This window comes from Fibrobacter sp. (assembly GCF_045601785.1).
In the GTDB taxonomy this organism is placed as follows: domain Bacteria; phylum Fibrobacterota; class Fibrobacteria; order Fibrobacterales; family Fibrobacteraceae; genus Fibrobacter.
This window is the reverse complement of the sequence record NZ_JAZSAF010000048.1, coordinates 67673-83095: the sequence shown is the minus strand read 5'-3', so window position 1 is coordinate 83095 and position 15423 is coordinate 67673. Positions and strand designations below refer to the sequence as shown.

At 38.5% G+C, this 15423-nt stretch carries 16 protein-coding genes; 1 reads left to right on the top strand and 15 read right to left on the bottom strand.

Going from position 1 to position 15423, the window contains the following annotated elements; translation table 11 throughout:
- Nucleotides 1-119 precede the first annotated feature (119 nt).
- The 5 genes from ACKI61_RS07485 to ACKI61_RS07465 all read right to left on the bottom strand — a co-directional run bounded on the left by ACKI61_RS07485 (nucleotide 120) and on the right by ACKI61_RS07465 (nucleotide 3760).
- Nucleotides 120-1205, bottom strand: coding sequence for an HD domain-containing protein (locus ACKI61_RS07485; protein WP_407457121.1), 1086 nt, complete (start codon nucleotides 1203-1205; stop codon nucleotides 120-122).
- Nucleotides 1195-1554 carry a hypothetical protein gene (locus ACKI61_RS07480; protein ID WP_407457120.1) on the bottom strand — a complete coding sequence of 120 codons (360 nt, stop codon included), beginning with the start codon at nucleotides 1552-1554 and terminating at the stop codon, nucleotides 1195-1197. The genes ACKI61_RS07485 and ACKI61_RS07480 overlap by 11 nt, the downstream gene beginning before the upstream one ends.
- A 238-nt stretch (nucleotides 1555-1792) precedes the next feature.
- Nucleotides 1793-2107, bottom strand: a complete 315-nt coding sequence (locus ACKI61_RS07475; RefSeq protein WP_407457119.1) for an HNH endonuclease signature motif containing protein — start codon at nucleotides 2105-2107, stop codon at nucleotides 1793-1795.
- A gap of 877 nt (nucleotides 2108-2984) precedes the next feature.
- Nucleotides 2985-3578: an N-acetyltransferase gene (locus ACKI61_RS07470; protein WP_407457118.1), complete on the bottom strand. Its 594-nt coding sequence runs from the start codon at nucleotides 3576-3578 to the stop codon at nucleotides 2985-2987.
- Complete coding sequence (locus tag ACKI61_RS07465) at nucleotides 3566-3760, bottom strand: hypothetical protein (protein ID WP_407457117.1); 195 nt, start codon at nucleotides 3758-3760, stop codon at nucleotides 3566-3568. Before ACKI61_RS07465 ends, ACKI61_RS07470 begins: the two co-directional genes overlap by 13 nt.
- Before the next feature lie 142 nt (nucleotides 3761-3902).
- Here ACKI61_RS07465 and ACKI61_RS07460 point away from each other — a divergent pair, with 142 nt between their 5' ends.
- Nucleotides 3903-4385: a sugar phosphate nucleotidyltransferase gene (locus ACKI61_RS07460; protein WP_407457116.1), complete on the top strand. Its 483-nt coding sequence runs from the start codon at nucleotides 3903-3905 to the stop codon at nucleotides 4383-4385.
- Nucleotides 4386-4568: 183 nt separating this feature from the next.
- On the opposite strand, the gene ACKI61_RS07455 is transcribed toward ACKI61_RS07460, so the two are convergent.
- From ACKI61_RS07455 to ACKI61_RS07410, 10 genes are all read right to left on the bottom strand, one after another.
- Nucleotides 4569-5501 (bottom strand): hypothetical protein, encoded by a 933-nt coding sequence (locus tag ACKI61_RS07455; protein WP_407457115.1) that lies wholly within the window; start codon nucleotides 5499-5501, stop codon nucleotides 4569-4571.
- A complete protein-coding gene (locus ACKI61_RS07450) occupies nucleotides 5491-7011 on the bottom strand; it encodes a P-loop NTPase fold protein (RefSeq protein WP_407457114.1) in 1521 nt (506 codons plus the stop codon). Before ACKI61_RS07450 ends, ACKI61_RS07455 begins: the two co-directional genes overlap by 11 nt.
- 25 nt (nucleotides 7012-7036) lie before the next feature.
- Nucleotides 7037-8500 (bottom strand): caspase domain-containing protein, encoded by a 1464-nt coding sequence (locus ACKI61_RS07445; RefSeq protein ID WP_407457113.1) that lies wholly within the window; start codon nucleotides 8498-8500, stop codon nucleotides 7037-7039.
- A 647-nt stretch (nucleotides 8501-9147) separates the two neighbouring features.
- On the bottom strand, nucleotides 9148-10326 hold the full coding sequence (locus ACKI61_RS07440; RefSeq protein WP_407457112.1) for a hypothetical protein: 1179 nt from the start codon (nucleotides 10324-10326) through the stop codon (nucleotides 9148-9150).
- 140 nt (nucleotides 10327-10466) lie between these two features.
- A complete protein-coding gene (locus tag ACKI61_RS07435) occupies nucleotides 10467-11225 on the bottom strand; it encodes a hypothetical protein (protein WP_407457111.1) in 759 nt (252 codons plus the stop codon).
- 154 nt (nucleotides 11226-11379) lie between these two features.
- Complete coding sequence (locus ACKI61_RS07430; RefSeq protein WP_407457110.1) at nucleotides 11380-11847, bottom strand: glycosyltransferase; 468 nt, start codon at nucleotides 11845-11847, stop codon at nucleotides 11380-11382.
- Complete coding sequence (locus ACKI61_RS07425; protein WP_407457109.1) at nucleotides 11844-12320, bottom strand: oligosaccharide biosynthesis protein Alg14; 477 nt, start codon at nucleotides 12318-12320, stop codon at nucleotides 11844-11846. The genes ACKI61_RS07430 and ACKI61_RS07425 overlap by 4 nt, the downstream gene beginning before the upstream one ends.
- 74 nt (nucleotides 12321-12394) lie before the next feature.
- Nucleotides 12395-13087 carry a hypothetical protein gene (locus ACKI61_RS07420; RefSeq protein ID WP_407457108.1) on the bottom strand — a complete coding sequence of 231 codons (693 nt, stop codon included), beginning with the start codon at nucleotides 13085-13087 and terminating at the stop codon, nucleotides 12395-12397.
- Nucleotides 13088-13169: 82 nt separating this feature from the next.
- Complete coding sequence (locus ACKI61_RS07415) at nucleotides 13170-14327, bottom strand: AAA family ATPase (RefSeq protein ID WP_407457107.1); 1158 nt, start codon at nucleotides 14325-14327, stop codon at nucleotides 13170-13172.
- Entirely contained in the window at nucleotides 14324-15337 is a 1014-nt protein-coding gene (locus tag ACKI61_RS07410; protein WP_407457106.1) for a DUF262 domain-containing protein, read from the bottom strand. Before ACKI61_RS07410 ends, ACKI61_RS07415 begins: the two co-directional genes overlap by 4 nt.
- Nucleotides 15338-15423: the final 86 nt, after the last annotated feature.

Below are 15423 nucleotides of genomic sequence, written 5' to 3'. Positions count from 1 at the left end.
TTGCGACGGGCTATCCCATTATAGAGTTTTTCTTGACCGTTTGTGGGGTGGCTCTGTTCGACCGGAACGGTGGCTCCGCATTTTCCGGAAGGGTGGCTCTCTAGCACCGGACTCGTGGCTCAAAGTACGCCGGAATAATCACAAAGAGACCTTTTGCGTTTATCTCTATTAAAATATTCTTGTACAGCATTTGAATCATACAACTCGTTTTTTGCAGTAAAAAGGATGTCTGCATCCGAAAGCAAGCGAACAACTTTTCCATCTCCGCATGTCAACCCTTTTTCCGTTAAAGCTTCTAAAGAAAAAAGTTCAATGTTTTGCTCTTTATATTTCTTTACTATTTTGTAAATAATTGAATCCAGCAAAAAACATTCATATTGTATAACAGGATGCCCCTGAATCCACTTACGTTCCATATCATGAGCGAGAATCACACTTTCAAGAGTGCTAAGTCCTGTTTTTGTGAAGCCTAATATGTATTCGTCATCATTATTTTTTACAATACAAACAGAACCTAAAAGTCGCTCGTAATCTATTGATACTGATTTGAAACCAGTGAAATAACGATCTCTGATTAAATAATCAAGTTTATCGACATCAATTGTCGAGGAATTCAGCAACTCTATAAAACAGTTTCGAATGTCCGTTTTGTTCTTGTATTTTAGACCTATGATGCAGCGAACAAAAAAAGACCGCTGTTTCTCTTGAATATAGCTTTTAAAGGCGATTATCGACTCTAAGGCGCTCATTCTTTCATGGGCTGCACCCGGATGTTTACCGAGATTATTTCCGTCATTGTCGAACTCTTCATCAGAGAGTTCCTTCATTAGTCGATCCCAGGGAGTTTCCTTAACATAGTCATAATATACTTCACCAGTGTGAGAAAATGGAGAATGTCCCAAGTCGTGCAATAAACACGCTAATTTAAAAGTTCTCTTGTATTCTTCTATTTCTTTTTTTATTTTATCATCGCAATTCTTTTCTATCCCCTTAATAGCAAGCGAGCCCAAATAATAAACACCAATGGAATGAATAAATCGATTATGGACGCTTGAGGGATATACGGATGAATAACTTGTCTGTATAACATTTTCTAATCTGTGAAATAACACAGAATTGATAATGGTTTTTACATCATCATCTTCTTCAATTTCAATATAACCATATATAGGGTCTTTGATTTTTACGAAATTGCTAGGCTGCATCCGTATCCTTGGTTTCCTGAGCGGCTAGCAAAACATCTGTAGATAAATAATCTAAGAACTTGGATATCAAGTCGTCATTGGAGACATTCGCCTTTCGACGCAGCACGGATTCTTCTTCTTTCCACTCAAAACAGTCAGAATAGTTTCGAACCATGTCGATGGCATATTTACTTGAAAACAGGAATACTGCATTTATATTACGATCATTAATGACTTTGGTGATTTTTACACCATATTCATTAAGTTCAGCAAGAGAAATTTCTTCCTTGTTATTGATTATTAAAGCTAGTGCGACCAAATATTCAATACCAATGAAATTACACATTTTTATTCCTTGTTGAAAGTTCACTTAAAATAGCAATTTGTCATATCCCAGACCGCCAGTGGCGGTCAAAAACACCAGCGATTAGTAGATGTCCACACCGATTACGACATTTCAGGCACCACTTCATTCGCATCTTACATTTGGGGCACGGCCATCTCATTTTCACCTTTCGAACATACCAGAGCCCTTGTTTTCATCGTCAGAAAACAATGAAGATGCCTTTTCATTATCACTCACGCACCTCAAAAATTTCTTTTTAGAACTACAATCTTTCTCCAGTTTCCACATATATATTGTGGGTTCCTTCAGAAGTGACATAGGGAGTAAGCCTATCATCCTGACGACTAGCATTATTTCCCCAATGCAGCGGACGCAAATTACTTAAGGCATCCGACCCACCTTTTGATTCAGGCGTAATATGGTCTATTTCCCATCCATAGCGATTATGACGATCCCCGTATGCACGCCTTTTTATCCACGCACCACATTGGTCCTTACGAAATCCATTGCGCTCATTCTCGAGCGAACACCATTCTGCTTTATTCCAAACAGCATCAATCGTTTCCTCATCCCACATATTCTTCGTTCCTTCTATAAATTACCCTTTCATATACCCGGCTCTGTTTTTTTGTTTACGCCACATAGCTACGACAAAGGCTATGACATTGTTAATATATATTCAAGCATACAGCGTTGTCAAGAGATGTATCACACTTCACTCACCAGACTTGTATTTTTTTTAATTGTAAATATACAATCCCATTTTCTCAAAAACTGTCAAGCATACATTTTCGCATTTTTTTTTCGAATTATTCCCCTTGCCACCCGGTTACCCCTAGCAATAGATTGCAGCCTTTCTTTGACCAAACTTGGTTGGACAGCGACCACCCTGAATGCGGATATTCTCAAAACACGACAGAGGGGCGCAAGCCCCTCTGTTGTGTTCATTTTACAGAATCTCCCCTAGCAGCTGGCGATAATCTGGTTCTCACCCATCTTCCCGATGATGCACGGGGGAATCAGCCTGGCATTGTGAATGGAATCCCGCTGGTCGACGGCGGCGCGGCTGACATTATTGAGTTCAGGGCGTTCCCCGGCCAGGGCCGGGGGCGGGCTCTCGCGGTATGAGTTTATCCTGAGCGTAGTCGAAGGACCTGAGGACCGAGCGCATTTGACGAGCGGCCCTCCCGGCCCTTCGGGCTTCGATCTCCCCTAAAGGGGACCATAGCCACTAAGCGGCATAGCCGCAAGTGGATGTAGGCCTAACGCGGAACGATCGTCAATACCCCCGCCGTATTTTTTGAAAAATATTTCGCGGGGGCGCGTCAGCGACCCCGCGGGCATCTTGTGCTCCGCATCCTGCAACAGCCCTACCTCAGCGGGTTCTTGTCGCCCTTGTACCACTTCATGAGTTCGGCGATACCGTCGATGGATTCCTTGTCGACCACAACCCACTAATTCGACAGCAGCATCAAATCAAAATACATCATGCGGGTATGCAGTTTTGCAACCGATTCGATTTTGCGGTACTCGCATTCTTGCTGTTCCGAAGAGAACATATACTTAAACCCATTCGCCTCATAGAACGCAAGCGGAACCGGTTGGTTATATGCATCGACCACTAGGTAACGGCAGCCCGTCTTGTTGTCAGGATCCACGAACCACTGCTTGATATAGTCAAGCAACTCGCTGCCGACATGCATCTTCTTGAACGAATTGTTCACACCAAGGCGACCAATCAAAACAGCCGGATAAATCAGGTCACGCTTTTCCCACGGGAGGTTCTTGCCAATCTGCTTCTTTCGCGCATTGGGCAAATAGTTCGTGAAGATGCTCGCGTTAGAAACCGTAAACGCGCACACGATATCCCGAAGCGAATCAGCATCGACAAACGCATAAGTCTTGCCCATCAGTTGGCGGCTGTAATTGACAGAATCGTTCCTGAAAAAGGAATCAAGGTCGTCGTTGCCACAGGAAAAAGCGTTACAGCAATCCAGAACCGACGGCGTAAGAACGGTGCGGACGCAGGAGGACTCTAGAAAGGCCATTTTCCTTCGGCCCTCAGCTTGGCAATTCGTGCTGCGTTACGCACGTCGAAACCGCTCCATTCGGCACATTGCCGGGAGAAGTCAACGGAACCACGGTTCTTCTCGGCTTCTTCCGCATTTTTTACGAAAGAAGATGCCGCCGCGCCCGTCAGAATCGGAATATTGCTAATAGCCAAGGCCATATCTACCCCTCAATATACATTTTTGAACTACATTCCGCAAATGGCACCATCGGTTTTTGGGGCCAATTACTCCCCAAAATTAGTAATAATGCACATTTGTTCACTATCAAATATACACAAACAGATTCGGTTTGTCAATAGATTGGAAAATTTTTTTGATCACCCCTACACCAACAACCTGCCCAAGTGCCTGCTGCCCGTCGGCGGAAAGACCATCATTGACTGGATTGTGGACGACACCCGCCCCCTCGCCCCCACTGAGACAATCTTCATCACCGGCTACAAGGCCGAAACCATGGACCGCTACCTGGCGGGCAAGCCCGAATGGGGCAAAACCCGCACCGTACTCCAGAGCGACCCGCAGGGCCTGGGGCAGGCAATAAGCCTCGCGCTCCCCTACACAAGCGACGACGAACCCCTGCTCATAATACTCGGCGACACCCTGTTCGACGCGAACCTCGTGCGACTCGCGAGCGAAAGCGAAAATGTGCTGTACACCTACAACATGCAGGATCCCCGACGCTTCGGCGTGGCCGTCACCGGCGAGAACGGGCGTTCCCTGCTGCGCAGGGGCGGGCTCTCGCGGCATAAAATTGCGGCCTCACGCCGCAATTTTTCCGCCTAGAGGGCCGAGTGCAGTTGACAAGCGGCCCTCCCGGCCCTTCGGGCTTCGATCTCCCCTAAAGGGGACCATAGCCACTAAGGCAACAAGTTGCCAAGTGGCTGTAGGCCTAACGCGGATGCAGATTTCAAGAACCCTATATCAGCGAATTATATTAGATATTCAGCCCACATCAACTTTCACATTTTAATTTTCATTCGTCCATTTGTTCCAAAAGTCAACAACATCAACAGATTTAAACAATTCTTTTTCATATTTTTCGTTTAACAGCCTGATGACATCTTCCCGCGAATAATTTTTTCTTTTGCACATCTCAACCAAATCATCAACTTGGTAATTCGAATCAATTATTCTCGTATTCACTTCAATTCCAGATTCATGAAGTTCATTCGATTCTGCGACAAGAGAACGATTCTTTTCAAGAAAACACATAAACACATCTATATCATCTTGGATTTTTTTTAACGGACTCAACTCCTTTAAGTTCTTCAATTTATCATGAAAATAATCTAAAACATTTGGAACAAGGGGCTGCCAATCACTTTTTTTTTCTTCTAGCATATAAAGATAATGTGTATCAACATATCCCAATCTTGAAAAAGCAGAAATATACTTAACAACAAAATCTTTATATGCTCCTACTTTATTCAGATTCCCCACAATTTGTAGCGAATTAAATTTTTTCAAGACAAACAAATACACCTTTCTCATGTTTATTCGGCAACGTAAAAGAACTTCAATCAAATCGGGTGTAATTTGATTTACATTTTTATTTCTAAAATAAAAATCAATCAGTTTTATCCATACATCAGCATTGTTTTCATATAGGTCAAATGCTGTAAAAAGTTCAAATTCATCAGGAATGCCTATTTTAAAAATAGTTCTGTTTTCTCGCTCAAAATCTTCATTGAACATTTTATTCAAGAGCTCTTTATACTTTTCATTTTGCAAATTCTCTGGAGCATTTAAAACAGATTTTTTCATTTCATTCACAGCATTTTCGTAATCTGTATGCTCAGGCAAACCACGCGCATACAAATTTTTTATAGTCTCATTTATTTTTTCATTTTTTTCTCGCAATCTTATTCTTTCCGTAGTCTGTCTAGAATCAATTTTCACTATATCCCCCATTTGCATCAAGAATTGGTTCAAATTCAAAGTCAAATAACAATAATATCGCTAGCATTTGTTTATTTCTTTCAAGCGTCCAAAGGTTTCTCTTTTCATAATCATCATTCAACAGCTCTTTTATTGAATAAAACACTCCTTCCCATTCAAATAATTTCGTGTCAAGAAATTTTTCTTTTTCAGAAATTTTATTGTAAACATCATACAAAAAATGCTTTATGAAATAAAACAATATTATAGTGCGTTTTGTTTTAGTATCACAACCAGATTGACTTGTTATATAATTTTCCACAGAATCTAGAAAGATGATGACTTTCCGAATTGAAAAGCTTGGTATTTGCAGGCTTATCGGGCCTTCAATTTCAATACGAGTCGAAACATCCTTGGGAATCAGAATTTCTTGTTGCAAAAATTGAAAATCATCCGCTTCAATATTAGAGTATTTACCACATTTGCAAAGCTTTTTCACTACTTTTCTAAAGGAAATTGGCGTCAGTTTCATCGTATATGGTATATACTTTTCAAGATAAATTTTTTCCTTTTTTAGAACCGCAAGCAAATCATCTTCATTATATTGATATACAATTTTTATGTAGTTACAGGATAGCGATTCTGCGATAGAAAAAATTTTATATATCGCATCTTTATCTGAAATACGATCAATATCTTCAAATACAAGAACTATTTTTTTGCTCAATTTCAGCACATCTCTTTTGAGAATATCAATCTGATTTGTATACGAATTCGATTTAAGCAACAAATCCATCACTGCAGACAGGCTATTTTGTGAAGATAATAAATTATTTATTTTTTGGGATGCCAAAGAAAAAATATTTTCATTTTCTAGCAAATGATTTATTTCATTTAAAATAAACTTTTCTACAATATCAGTCGTTACAGACATCACCCCAATCTTCACAAAGAAATATTTTGATTTACATTCTTCCTTCAGCAATTCAAAAAGAAATGTTTTTCCATCGCCCCATTTTGATTCAACACCTATTACATTATACTTTCGAAGATAATTCGCAATCAGATTTAAATCATACCGTCGTTCTGAAAATAAATTTCTATAATCATTTTCACTTTTTCCTATACATTTTTTTTGAAGTTTAAGAAAACATAGTAATTTACTCAACGGGACATTGAGCAAAAAAGCTACAAGAAATATTGCATAAGACAAGAAAAAGATATCGACTATATCCCATGAAAGCCAATAACCCATTTGATACAATCGGACAAGGAAAATGATTAAATTGGTACCAAAAACAAGCCCATAAAATGTCGAAAATTTTGAATTTCTTGTAACGCAGTAAGAGGCAACAACAAAAAACAATACCGCATAAACAAATTTTAAATAAAGAACAGAATCTATATCTTTAAAATAAAACAATCCGAATGATAAAAACGATGTGACACAAATCGTCCGAACAAACGGCTTCCAAAAAGGCAAGTATCTACGAATCATCTTTCTACAAAAACTGCGCAACCACTTACTCATTTCACCCTTCCTATCCCATATTCACTTAATTTTCGTTCCCTTTTACAGGAAATCTTGAATTCAGCAAATCTATAACATACTGTTCTACTTTATGGAAGGCTTTACTTTCCACTTCGTCTATGGCAGTCTGCTCATAAGGAACTTCCTTAAATTCCCATTTAGCCGAGAAAGAATCCATAACTTGGTCATCCCAGCCAGATCTTTTATAGTCAATCTTCGAAATAAAGAAACAAACGCTGGTCCTAGACAGAACCGGCACAACACCTAGGGAAACGTTCATCAAATTTGGAAACAGTCCTTTAAAAACAACATTCAAACTCGTATAGGGCATTTCCAATGTATTAGAAAAGGAATTAATTTCTTCCCTGTATTTGGTTACAGTCTTATAATCTTCTTCCGATGCAAATAAGGATGAACGAATACGCAACAACGGATACTTAGGAACTTTTTCTTCATACGGAACCGAGATAAAATGCAGTCGCGTATAAGTTTCCTTATTTCTCGTTCGGATCCAAGATGCAATATCCTTAATTTGAGGAACATCCTTTAAGTTCGTGATTTCATCAACTTTAATAGTATACAAATCCTTTAAAACAGGATTTAGTTCTTCTGCACTTAACTTTTTCCTGAAATGTTCAAGATACTTGTTCACATCTTCAAAAGGAACATATTTCTCAGCATCTTTTCTCACCAAATCAAGAAGCGTTATCGGGACATTACTTGGACCCAATTCGGCGACCGCACCTGAAGAATCCCTTAAAAGTTCTGAACCTAGAACAGATTTTATTTCGCTATTTACATCTAAAAAAACATCTGTATTGTCACACTGCGTAACAAAAAATGGAGTCTGCACACCATTTTTTTCAAATTCGTCCGTAACATAATTCATTACGTCCCTATACCGAACACCTTTTCCCTCGTCAAAATTCTTCAATGAATTTAAAATCGATTTAGTAAAAAGACTTATTTGAAAATCTGCGCCAGATGTTTCATCATTTTGACTAGAAAACAAGAAATAGCATTTTTGGAAAGCATCTTTAGAAATACTTAAAAACTTGTCAAAACCACTATCACCCTTTAAGTAGGGAACCCCCGAATTACAAGCATCAATAATCTTTACAGTTAGTTTCGCGTTAAGAGACCTTAAAAAGCCATCTATCTCTGTGTTTCCTAAACATGTTTGGCGTTTTCTTGTTTTTTCATAATCGTCCCAGACATAATAGAATTCATTATTTTCGAAGTTTCCGTGTCCCGAAAAATACAGAAGAACCTCATCAATCTGGTCACCCCCTTTATATTTTTCAACAAACTGAATAATCTGTTCGTTCGCATCATACGCGCGACCAACAGAATCATCGAGAATTAAGATATCATCATATTTCTTTGAACTTTCTACAACGAGCTTCATTAGTTGCAAATCATTTTTGCATGCCGGTAATTTAGGGGCACTCCGGTATTCACTCTGAGCCATTAAGATTGCAATATTCATACATTTATAAAATATACTCTTTGGAGGACAAAGTCAACCCGCTAGACCATCCTGATCCACCTAAATCTCAATTTTTGTCAATTTTCTTCCTCAGCCCAGGCGGCGGGTTTCCCGCCGCCTGAGCACTCAAGCAGTTCTACACCCGCGACAACATCTTTAACCCGACAAGATTGGCTCATTCAACCACCAGATTCCACCCCACACGCCCTCGCCGCTCATCCCTAAACAGCGGCCATCCCGAACATGGCCAACCTACCAAAGCCGCTTCCAATTTTACATTTTATGTAAAAAACACGTTAATTCTCCCCTCAATCGGCTTTTTAGCGGAAAATCCTCGACAAAAAAACATTGCGGGGGCACGTCAGCGACCTCGTGGGCATCTTGTGCCCCGCATCCGAGCTGACAGAAGAAAACATACAGCAAGAAATTGATTCGGCAGGAACAATGGCCGGAATAGCATTAGACAAACAATTTGATTCGGTAAGAGACCAAAAGGCGTTTGCAGAAGGATTCTGCGAGCTAATCATCGACAAAGGCGATGTTCATTATCGCGAATGAAGATTCAATTATCCTAAAGCATCAGAAATCTCTGGGATAATATTAAGAAAAAACTACTTGCTTTGCGAAGATTTTTTTTCACAATTAATCTACGGATATAATGTAAAAATGCCGCTTTCCCGCAAAAGCAATCTCTTTCCTTTTTTCAGGAGGCGCCTAAAATGGTCAGAATCTCTTGAAAGAGCAAAGAAGTGAAATGAAGGACGCGTCCTTATTTGTTCTTTAACAGCGGGAACACATCGACAGCATGGCATATATTTGCAATATATATCTAAATTTTTATTATATTTTTTTGTATAGGGAAAAATTTTCCGTTCGCAGCATTTATATTGATTAGACGCATTTTCGATCTTCAAACTAGAGTTATTATTGAATGCTGCCGGAGGATTAAGATTTTGCCAGACACCATTAGAATCTTTATAACCATAACTCAAAGTTGCATTCGCATCAAACTTGCAAAAATTAAAAACTACATTCTTAAAATAACTCTCTAAATCGTTCTTTATTTTGTTCCCTAATTTGTCATAAGTTTCGTTAAAACCACTTAAAGCAAAGAATCGTTCCCGACCTTCAATCGCAAGACAAAAACAATTTCTACCATCATAAAAACGAGCATCCCCCGAATCTGGTTTATAATTTCGTAGCAACGAGAGAAAGCGGTCGAAATTCAGCAAATCAATCTCTATCGAAAAGCTATGGGCCGGAGGCTGAATATTTTTATAAGAACACAAGCAGCACAGGCATCCCGTTATAGTACTAGATTGTTTTGAATCATAAAATGTTCCTGGATGATTAAAGATAAAGTTTTTCTTTATCTCTTCAAAAAATAAATTTATTTCAGGATTATTTCTGTCATCTGAAGCATTTTGCAAATAAATCAACAAGGAAATAAGCGATTTCACTTCATCAATCTGCCGTTTTACCAACTCTGTGTACAAACCAATATAATAAGGACTGAAATTAAGGAATAATTCATCAGTACCCCATAGACTAGCAGACACACAATAAATAGCATCCATCAAAATATTTGCTGTATCAGGCAAAATTTGTTCATCGTCAACATTATCCCAAAATTCCCTTGGTAAAAAGTCCAAGCTAATTTCTTTAGAATCATCAAACAATGAATTAATTTTTTCACTATATTTTTTAAAGTAAGGAGATTCCTTAATATCATTAACGAAATAAGGAGTAAAGTACTCCTTGTAATAAAAAACATCACGAGGTGTTTTAATATTGTATTGCAAACAAATGGCGGGTTTTCTGCTCATACTTCGAATAATAACATATTCTTTGATTTTTGCAAGACACTTGGTTTCTTTTCAACTTACATTTTCACTAAATCATTTACCGGCACAACCAAAATTGCCGTTCAGCTTCCAGATCAATTGTGGAGAAACATATTTTTTCTTTACAAATCACTCATCGGAAAACTTCCGTGCAACCCAATCCTAATATCACCCTTCGGGTACTGACCAATTTCCCTTATTCTTTCCGTAACACTAATAAGCGCGTTAACAGCAACTTGATAATTTTTATTAGGTTTACCCATAAGAGTAATAAAAAGAGAAATATCAAACATAATACCTTTATTTTCATCTAAACTCATATAATCTATTATATCGAGAGTTAGTTTGTTATTCTTTATAGCATTTGCCTCGTTTAATAGATAGGAAGAGCTTGCAGCAACTATTTGAAACAATCTTTTTATCTTATATTTATCCGGCTCAGCAATTGTTTTAATATTATCAATATTATACTTTACCCCAATATCCTTAAGTTTATTAATCGCATCATCATAGGTTAGAGAAGTTTTCTGATACCGAGAACTAATTCCAGCCATATAACCAAATGTCGAGTAAACATCATCCTGTAAATTCCAATTAAAATTGTCATCTTTCAATCTTTCATCAAACCACAAAATTCTTTCAATCATCATAATTAACTGGTCATACAACTGCTTAAAATACAACGATTTTGCCTTTGCAGTCCGTTCGCACTCTCTTTTGGCATTGGCTCTTTCGAGAAAAATAGCCATTACCGCAGCAGCAATTCCACTGCACCCAATACCAGAAAGAGTATCAAAAACAGGACATTTGCAGATTAGCGAAGGAACAAGAAATAAAGCAGAAATAATTATTGCAATGACATATATCCCTAAATCTCTCATATTACTCTCCTATGGAAAGAAATATAATCAAAACCGACGAAGTCAGATTCAAGGACATCGGGCAACCTTTTTATATTTTCTGTAAAAAAGACCTAGCCAGCCAAGACCTTTTGCGGGGGCGCGTAGCGTCTCCGCAAAAGGTCTTGGCAGAGACTCACCCGATCACTTTGCACATTTCGTCGATAAGCGACTGGCTGGCGAATTTGCCGAGCTTGTGCAAGGGTTTCAGGTTGGGGTCTACGAGCAGAGCCTTCAGCTCTTCGGCGGTATTGGCCACATACACGTAGCCGAGTTCCTTCATCTTTTCGGCGGTGGCGAGCTGGTGCTCGTTGCGGTGCTCGCCCAGCTTGGCAATGCGCGGGAAAACGATTATCGGCTTTTCCTGTTGCATTGCAGAAATTATCGTACCCATACCGGCATGGGCGACAATCATCCTTGCCGACTTGAACAGTTCCTGAAATTCGTCCGGCGGGAGGAAATTCACGGTCTTGATATTCTTCGCCTGGTAATGGCTCTTGTACACCTGAGCCACGATTTCTTCGTCAATGTCCGCGGCGACTTCATCAACGATTTTCAGGAACCTGTCAAACGGGGCCTGCGTCCCAATGGTGCAAAAAATCATTTCTGTTCCTCCGACGGGTCCCCAAAGATATTCCCTACATAATCAACACTGTCATCGGCGAGGTCCGGCCACTGCGTATAGACATGCTTTGCGAAATACCTTGCCACATGGCCGCAGCCGCTCATCGTCTTGACATTGGCGACGGAATCAATCCAAATCGTGTTTCTGAACAAGAATTTGGCGACAACAATCGTGAGCAGCCCTGGAGCGGCACCAGTCGTCAGGACTGCGGCGGGTCGTTCCTTCAGGAGCACGCCTATCACCTTGAAAACAGCCGCAAGCATTTTCCAGGCATTGCTGCGGTTAAAGTCCGGCAACTTATAGAAGCGGTTCGGACCAATCATCGTCTTGCATTTTTCGTGCGTACTCATGTACACGACATCGTAACGGCTCTCCAGCGGCTGGGCAATACGCAGCAGCTGAACCCAATGGCCACCGATAGACGCAACGGCAATGATCTTTTTTTTCTTCATACGATATAACAATTATGGTTAAATTTTCAGCAAGTCACACAGCAACAAAAGTACAACTATTTCCGATTAATATTCTACGGCTTGTATTTTTTTAAAATACTTTTGCAATTTGGATGCAGCATGCTAAGTCTTTCAAAAATTTTACCCGAAGGACTGCCTCTTTGTTGTAATTTATTAATATGATAGCCATGAAAAGTCTTACCGTGATCTTGCGAACGAAATGCTATAATTTTTTTCCGTACACAATCCAAAGCAAATAAATGTGCTTCTGATTTCATTATTGCCTCACACAACATTTTTTTCGCATCCTCTTCAGTACATTCTAGCAAAGAAACATCTTCGCCTTTATTTGCTTTTTGGGCTTTACCATTTTCTCCATGTTTTATATGGCCTCCATACAAACGATTTATATTTCGTTTTTTTACCAACCAATCAAAAATAGACTTTACATCCAAAGGAGAACTATCAAAAGACAAACTTTTACAATCAAAAGCTTCATGATTCAAAATCAAACACTTTATTTGGGGGCAATTCTCTCTTGAAAAAAAAGTTCTAAAATAATCTGTAGAAACTTCATCCCATTTTTTTAGGCTCTGTTGAATAGCACCAATCCAACTAGGATAATAATTGTTGTTGTTTTTATATGGAAATAAAAAAGTTACAACATTTTGCATACAATATTTCAGATTTACATTCTCAAAACGAAAAAAATCGTATGTAGTCTCTATTGCAGTTAAATAATTTTTTGACAAATTCTTCTTTTGCATGGTCTTCAATACCGAGTGAGTGCATCGATTTCCATCCATTTCATATTCAGGCATTGTCAATAAAAAAAGAGGCTTACACATATCAAAAACCAAGAATTTGTCTCATATCCAATTCTATTTGGTCAAAGAATCCTTCAGGAGGATTTTTTACTTTACCAGACTTCAAAACACTTAATTTAACAACATTAGAAACATGGCTAGACTTTTCCCTTCCAAAATAATACATAGATAATTTTTGCCAAAGAAGCTTTTTTTGAGCAACCGCAACCAATGCTCCGTTTACAATATGGTCACTATGCGTTTCTATCATTATTTGGACGCCTTTATCAGCAGCCATTGTAATCAATTCCATCAATTTGGCCTGTCCCTGAGGGTGAATATGGGCTTCGGGATTTTCAATTAGCAACAACGACCCCGGCTTAGCACTTAGAACAGCAACAATTATTGGCAAACAATATGTTATTCCATAGCCAGCCTGTATAGCCGGAATATTTTTCGTCAAAGACTCATCAACAACATCATATTTATACTCCAACTTCAAATCTTTATCATTGGGTTTGATTTCTATATTGATACCAGGTGAAATATACCGTAACCAATTGCGGACCTGACATTTCAACGAAAAATCATCATCTAGTTTTTCTTTATATACGCCATACTCAACGTTTGAATTTAAACAAGCTAGACCTTCTATTGGTATTTTCTCATTACCAAATCTATGGAGAAAATGCGCAACCAATTCACACTGCCCAGTCTTATCAGAAATCTGCCTGCAATCTTCAACAACATAAGAATCGACATCATATTTTTGTTTAGGACCAAACCTATTTGCAGCAATGTATTGGAAATTTTCATTAAAAAGTGAGCGAGTTCGACATTTGCTTTTAGAACTATTCCCACCCTTCCCTTTTAGCATAGTGGCATTAGGATTTTCTAGTACATAAGAATAGCAAAAATTTAATTTCGTCCCGTCATCATCCGTTATAGCTACAGACAATTCGTCCGAAACGGACGATTGACAAATCAACTCCCCCGAACTACATGATTCTATTAGATTTCCTCTTAAGTTCAAATTCCGCGAAGATTCATTTCTAAAAAAAGACTGCCTTAGGAGTAGCATAGACTGGAAAACGGACGATTTGCCCATACCATTCATTCCTGTAAAAACAGTCAAGTTTCCAATATGGAGATTCAGTTTCTCGTGTATTTTAAAATTTTTCAACTCATATTCAGCAATCATGATACGACCACCTTTGAAATTAATAACCTCACTTTGGAAAAACGCCTTCGTACAATTAATGGTTCAAGAGTTTTACTTGTTATAGAGTTGAGGAAGAATCGATTTTCGAGTAATTCCATGTAATAACTCAAAAACAGCCTTTTTTTTCTCACAAGTTTCCTTTTTTCTTCGTCATTCAATCGCGCTATATTAACACAAAGACAATCCCAAAGAGAAAAATTAAACCTTTGTTCATAAACAAACGCATCTTCACCAAATATTTCATAACAAATTTGAAGTGTCGCATTAAAAATACGAGCAAATCTGTTTTTTTCCGGTTCGTTCATCCTATTTACATTTTTTATAGCATCATCTAAAAATAAGTTGTAGAAACCAACATAATCAGCCTCTCGATAATAAAACGCAAGGAACCGAACAACCATTTCTTGTCTTACCAATTTCCCCAATTGTTCTAAAGCCACTACGTTTTGGAACGAAGGAAGACGCAATAAATAATCAACAAAAGTTCTCCAAGGGCCAACGTTTAAACGGTACCGCATATTTTGATACGTTATGCGTTCATCATCCTCATGCAATCGTTGAAAAATAGAATACTTGATTTCTGATGGAACAGAGCGCTTTAAGACATTAATAGACACATCCGTATGAAATATTTTTCTTTGATATTGCAATGGCAAACTTGTTCTATTCATTCCATTAAGTTTTCTTAAATACAGGAGTCCGCGCAAGTTAAATCCATCGCCCTTTTTAGAAAAAAATTCTTTTATGGTGTTCAGGCGATGATATCCATCGATAATAGTCAATCTTCCATCATAAGAGCTTTCACAAAGAAAGAACATTTGTATTGGTATTCCCAACAAAATAGACTCTACAAGTCGACTTTTTTTTTCCAGATTCCACGAATTATCCTCGTCTTGCAAATCAAACGGACAATCCAAAAAATCATCGCGTAACATATCCAAAACTGAACCTATTGGATAAGAAAAAGATTCTATATCAATTTTAGACACATCATTCGCATATCCTTGGTCTCGGACATCAAAGTCTTCATCTAAAACGAAGGGGTTCTGATTACATCGCAATATCATACTTATGT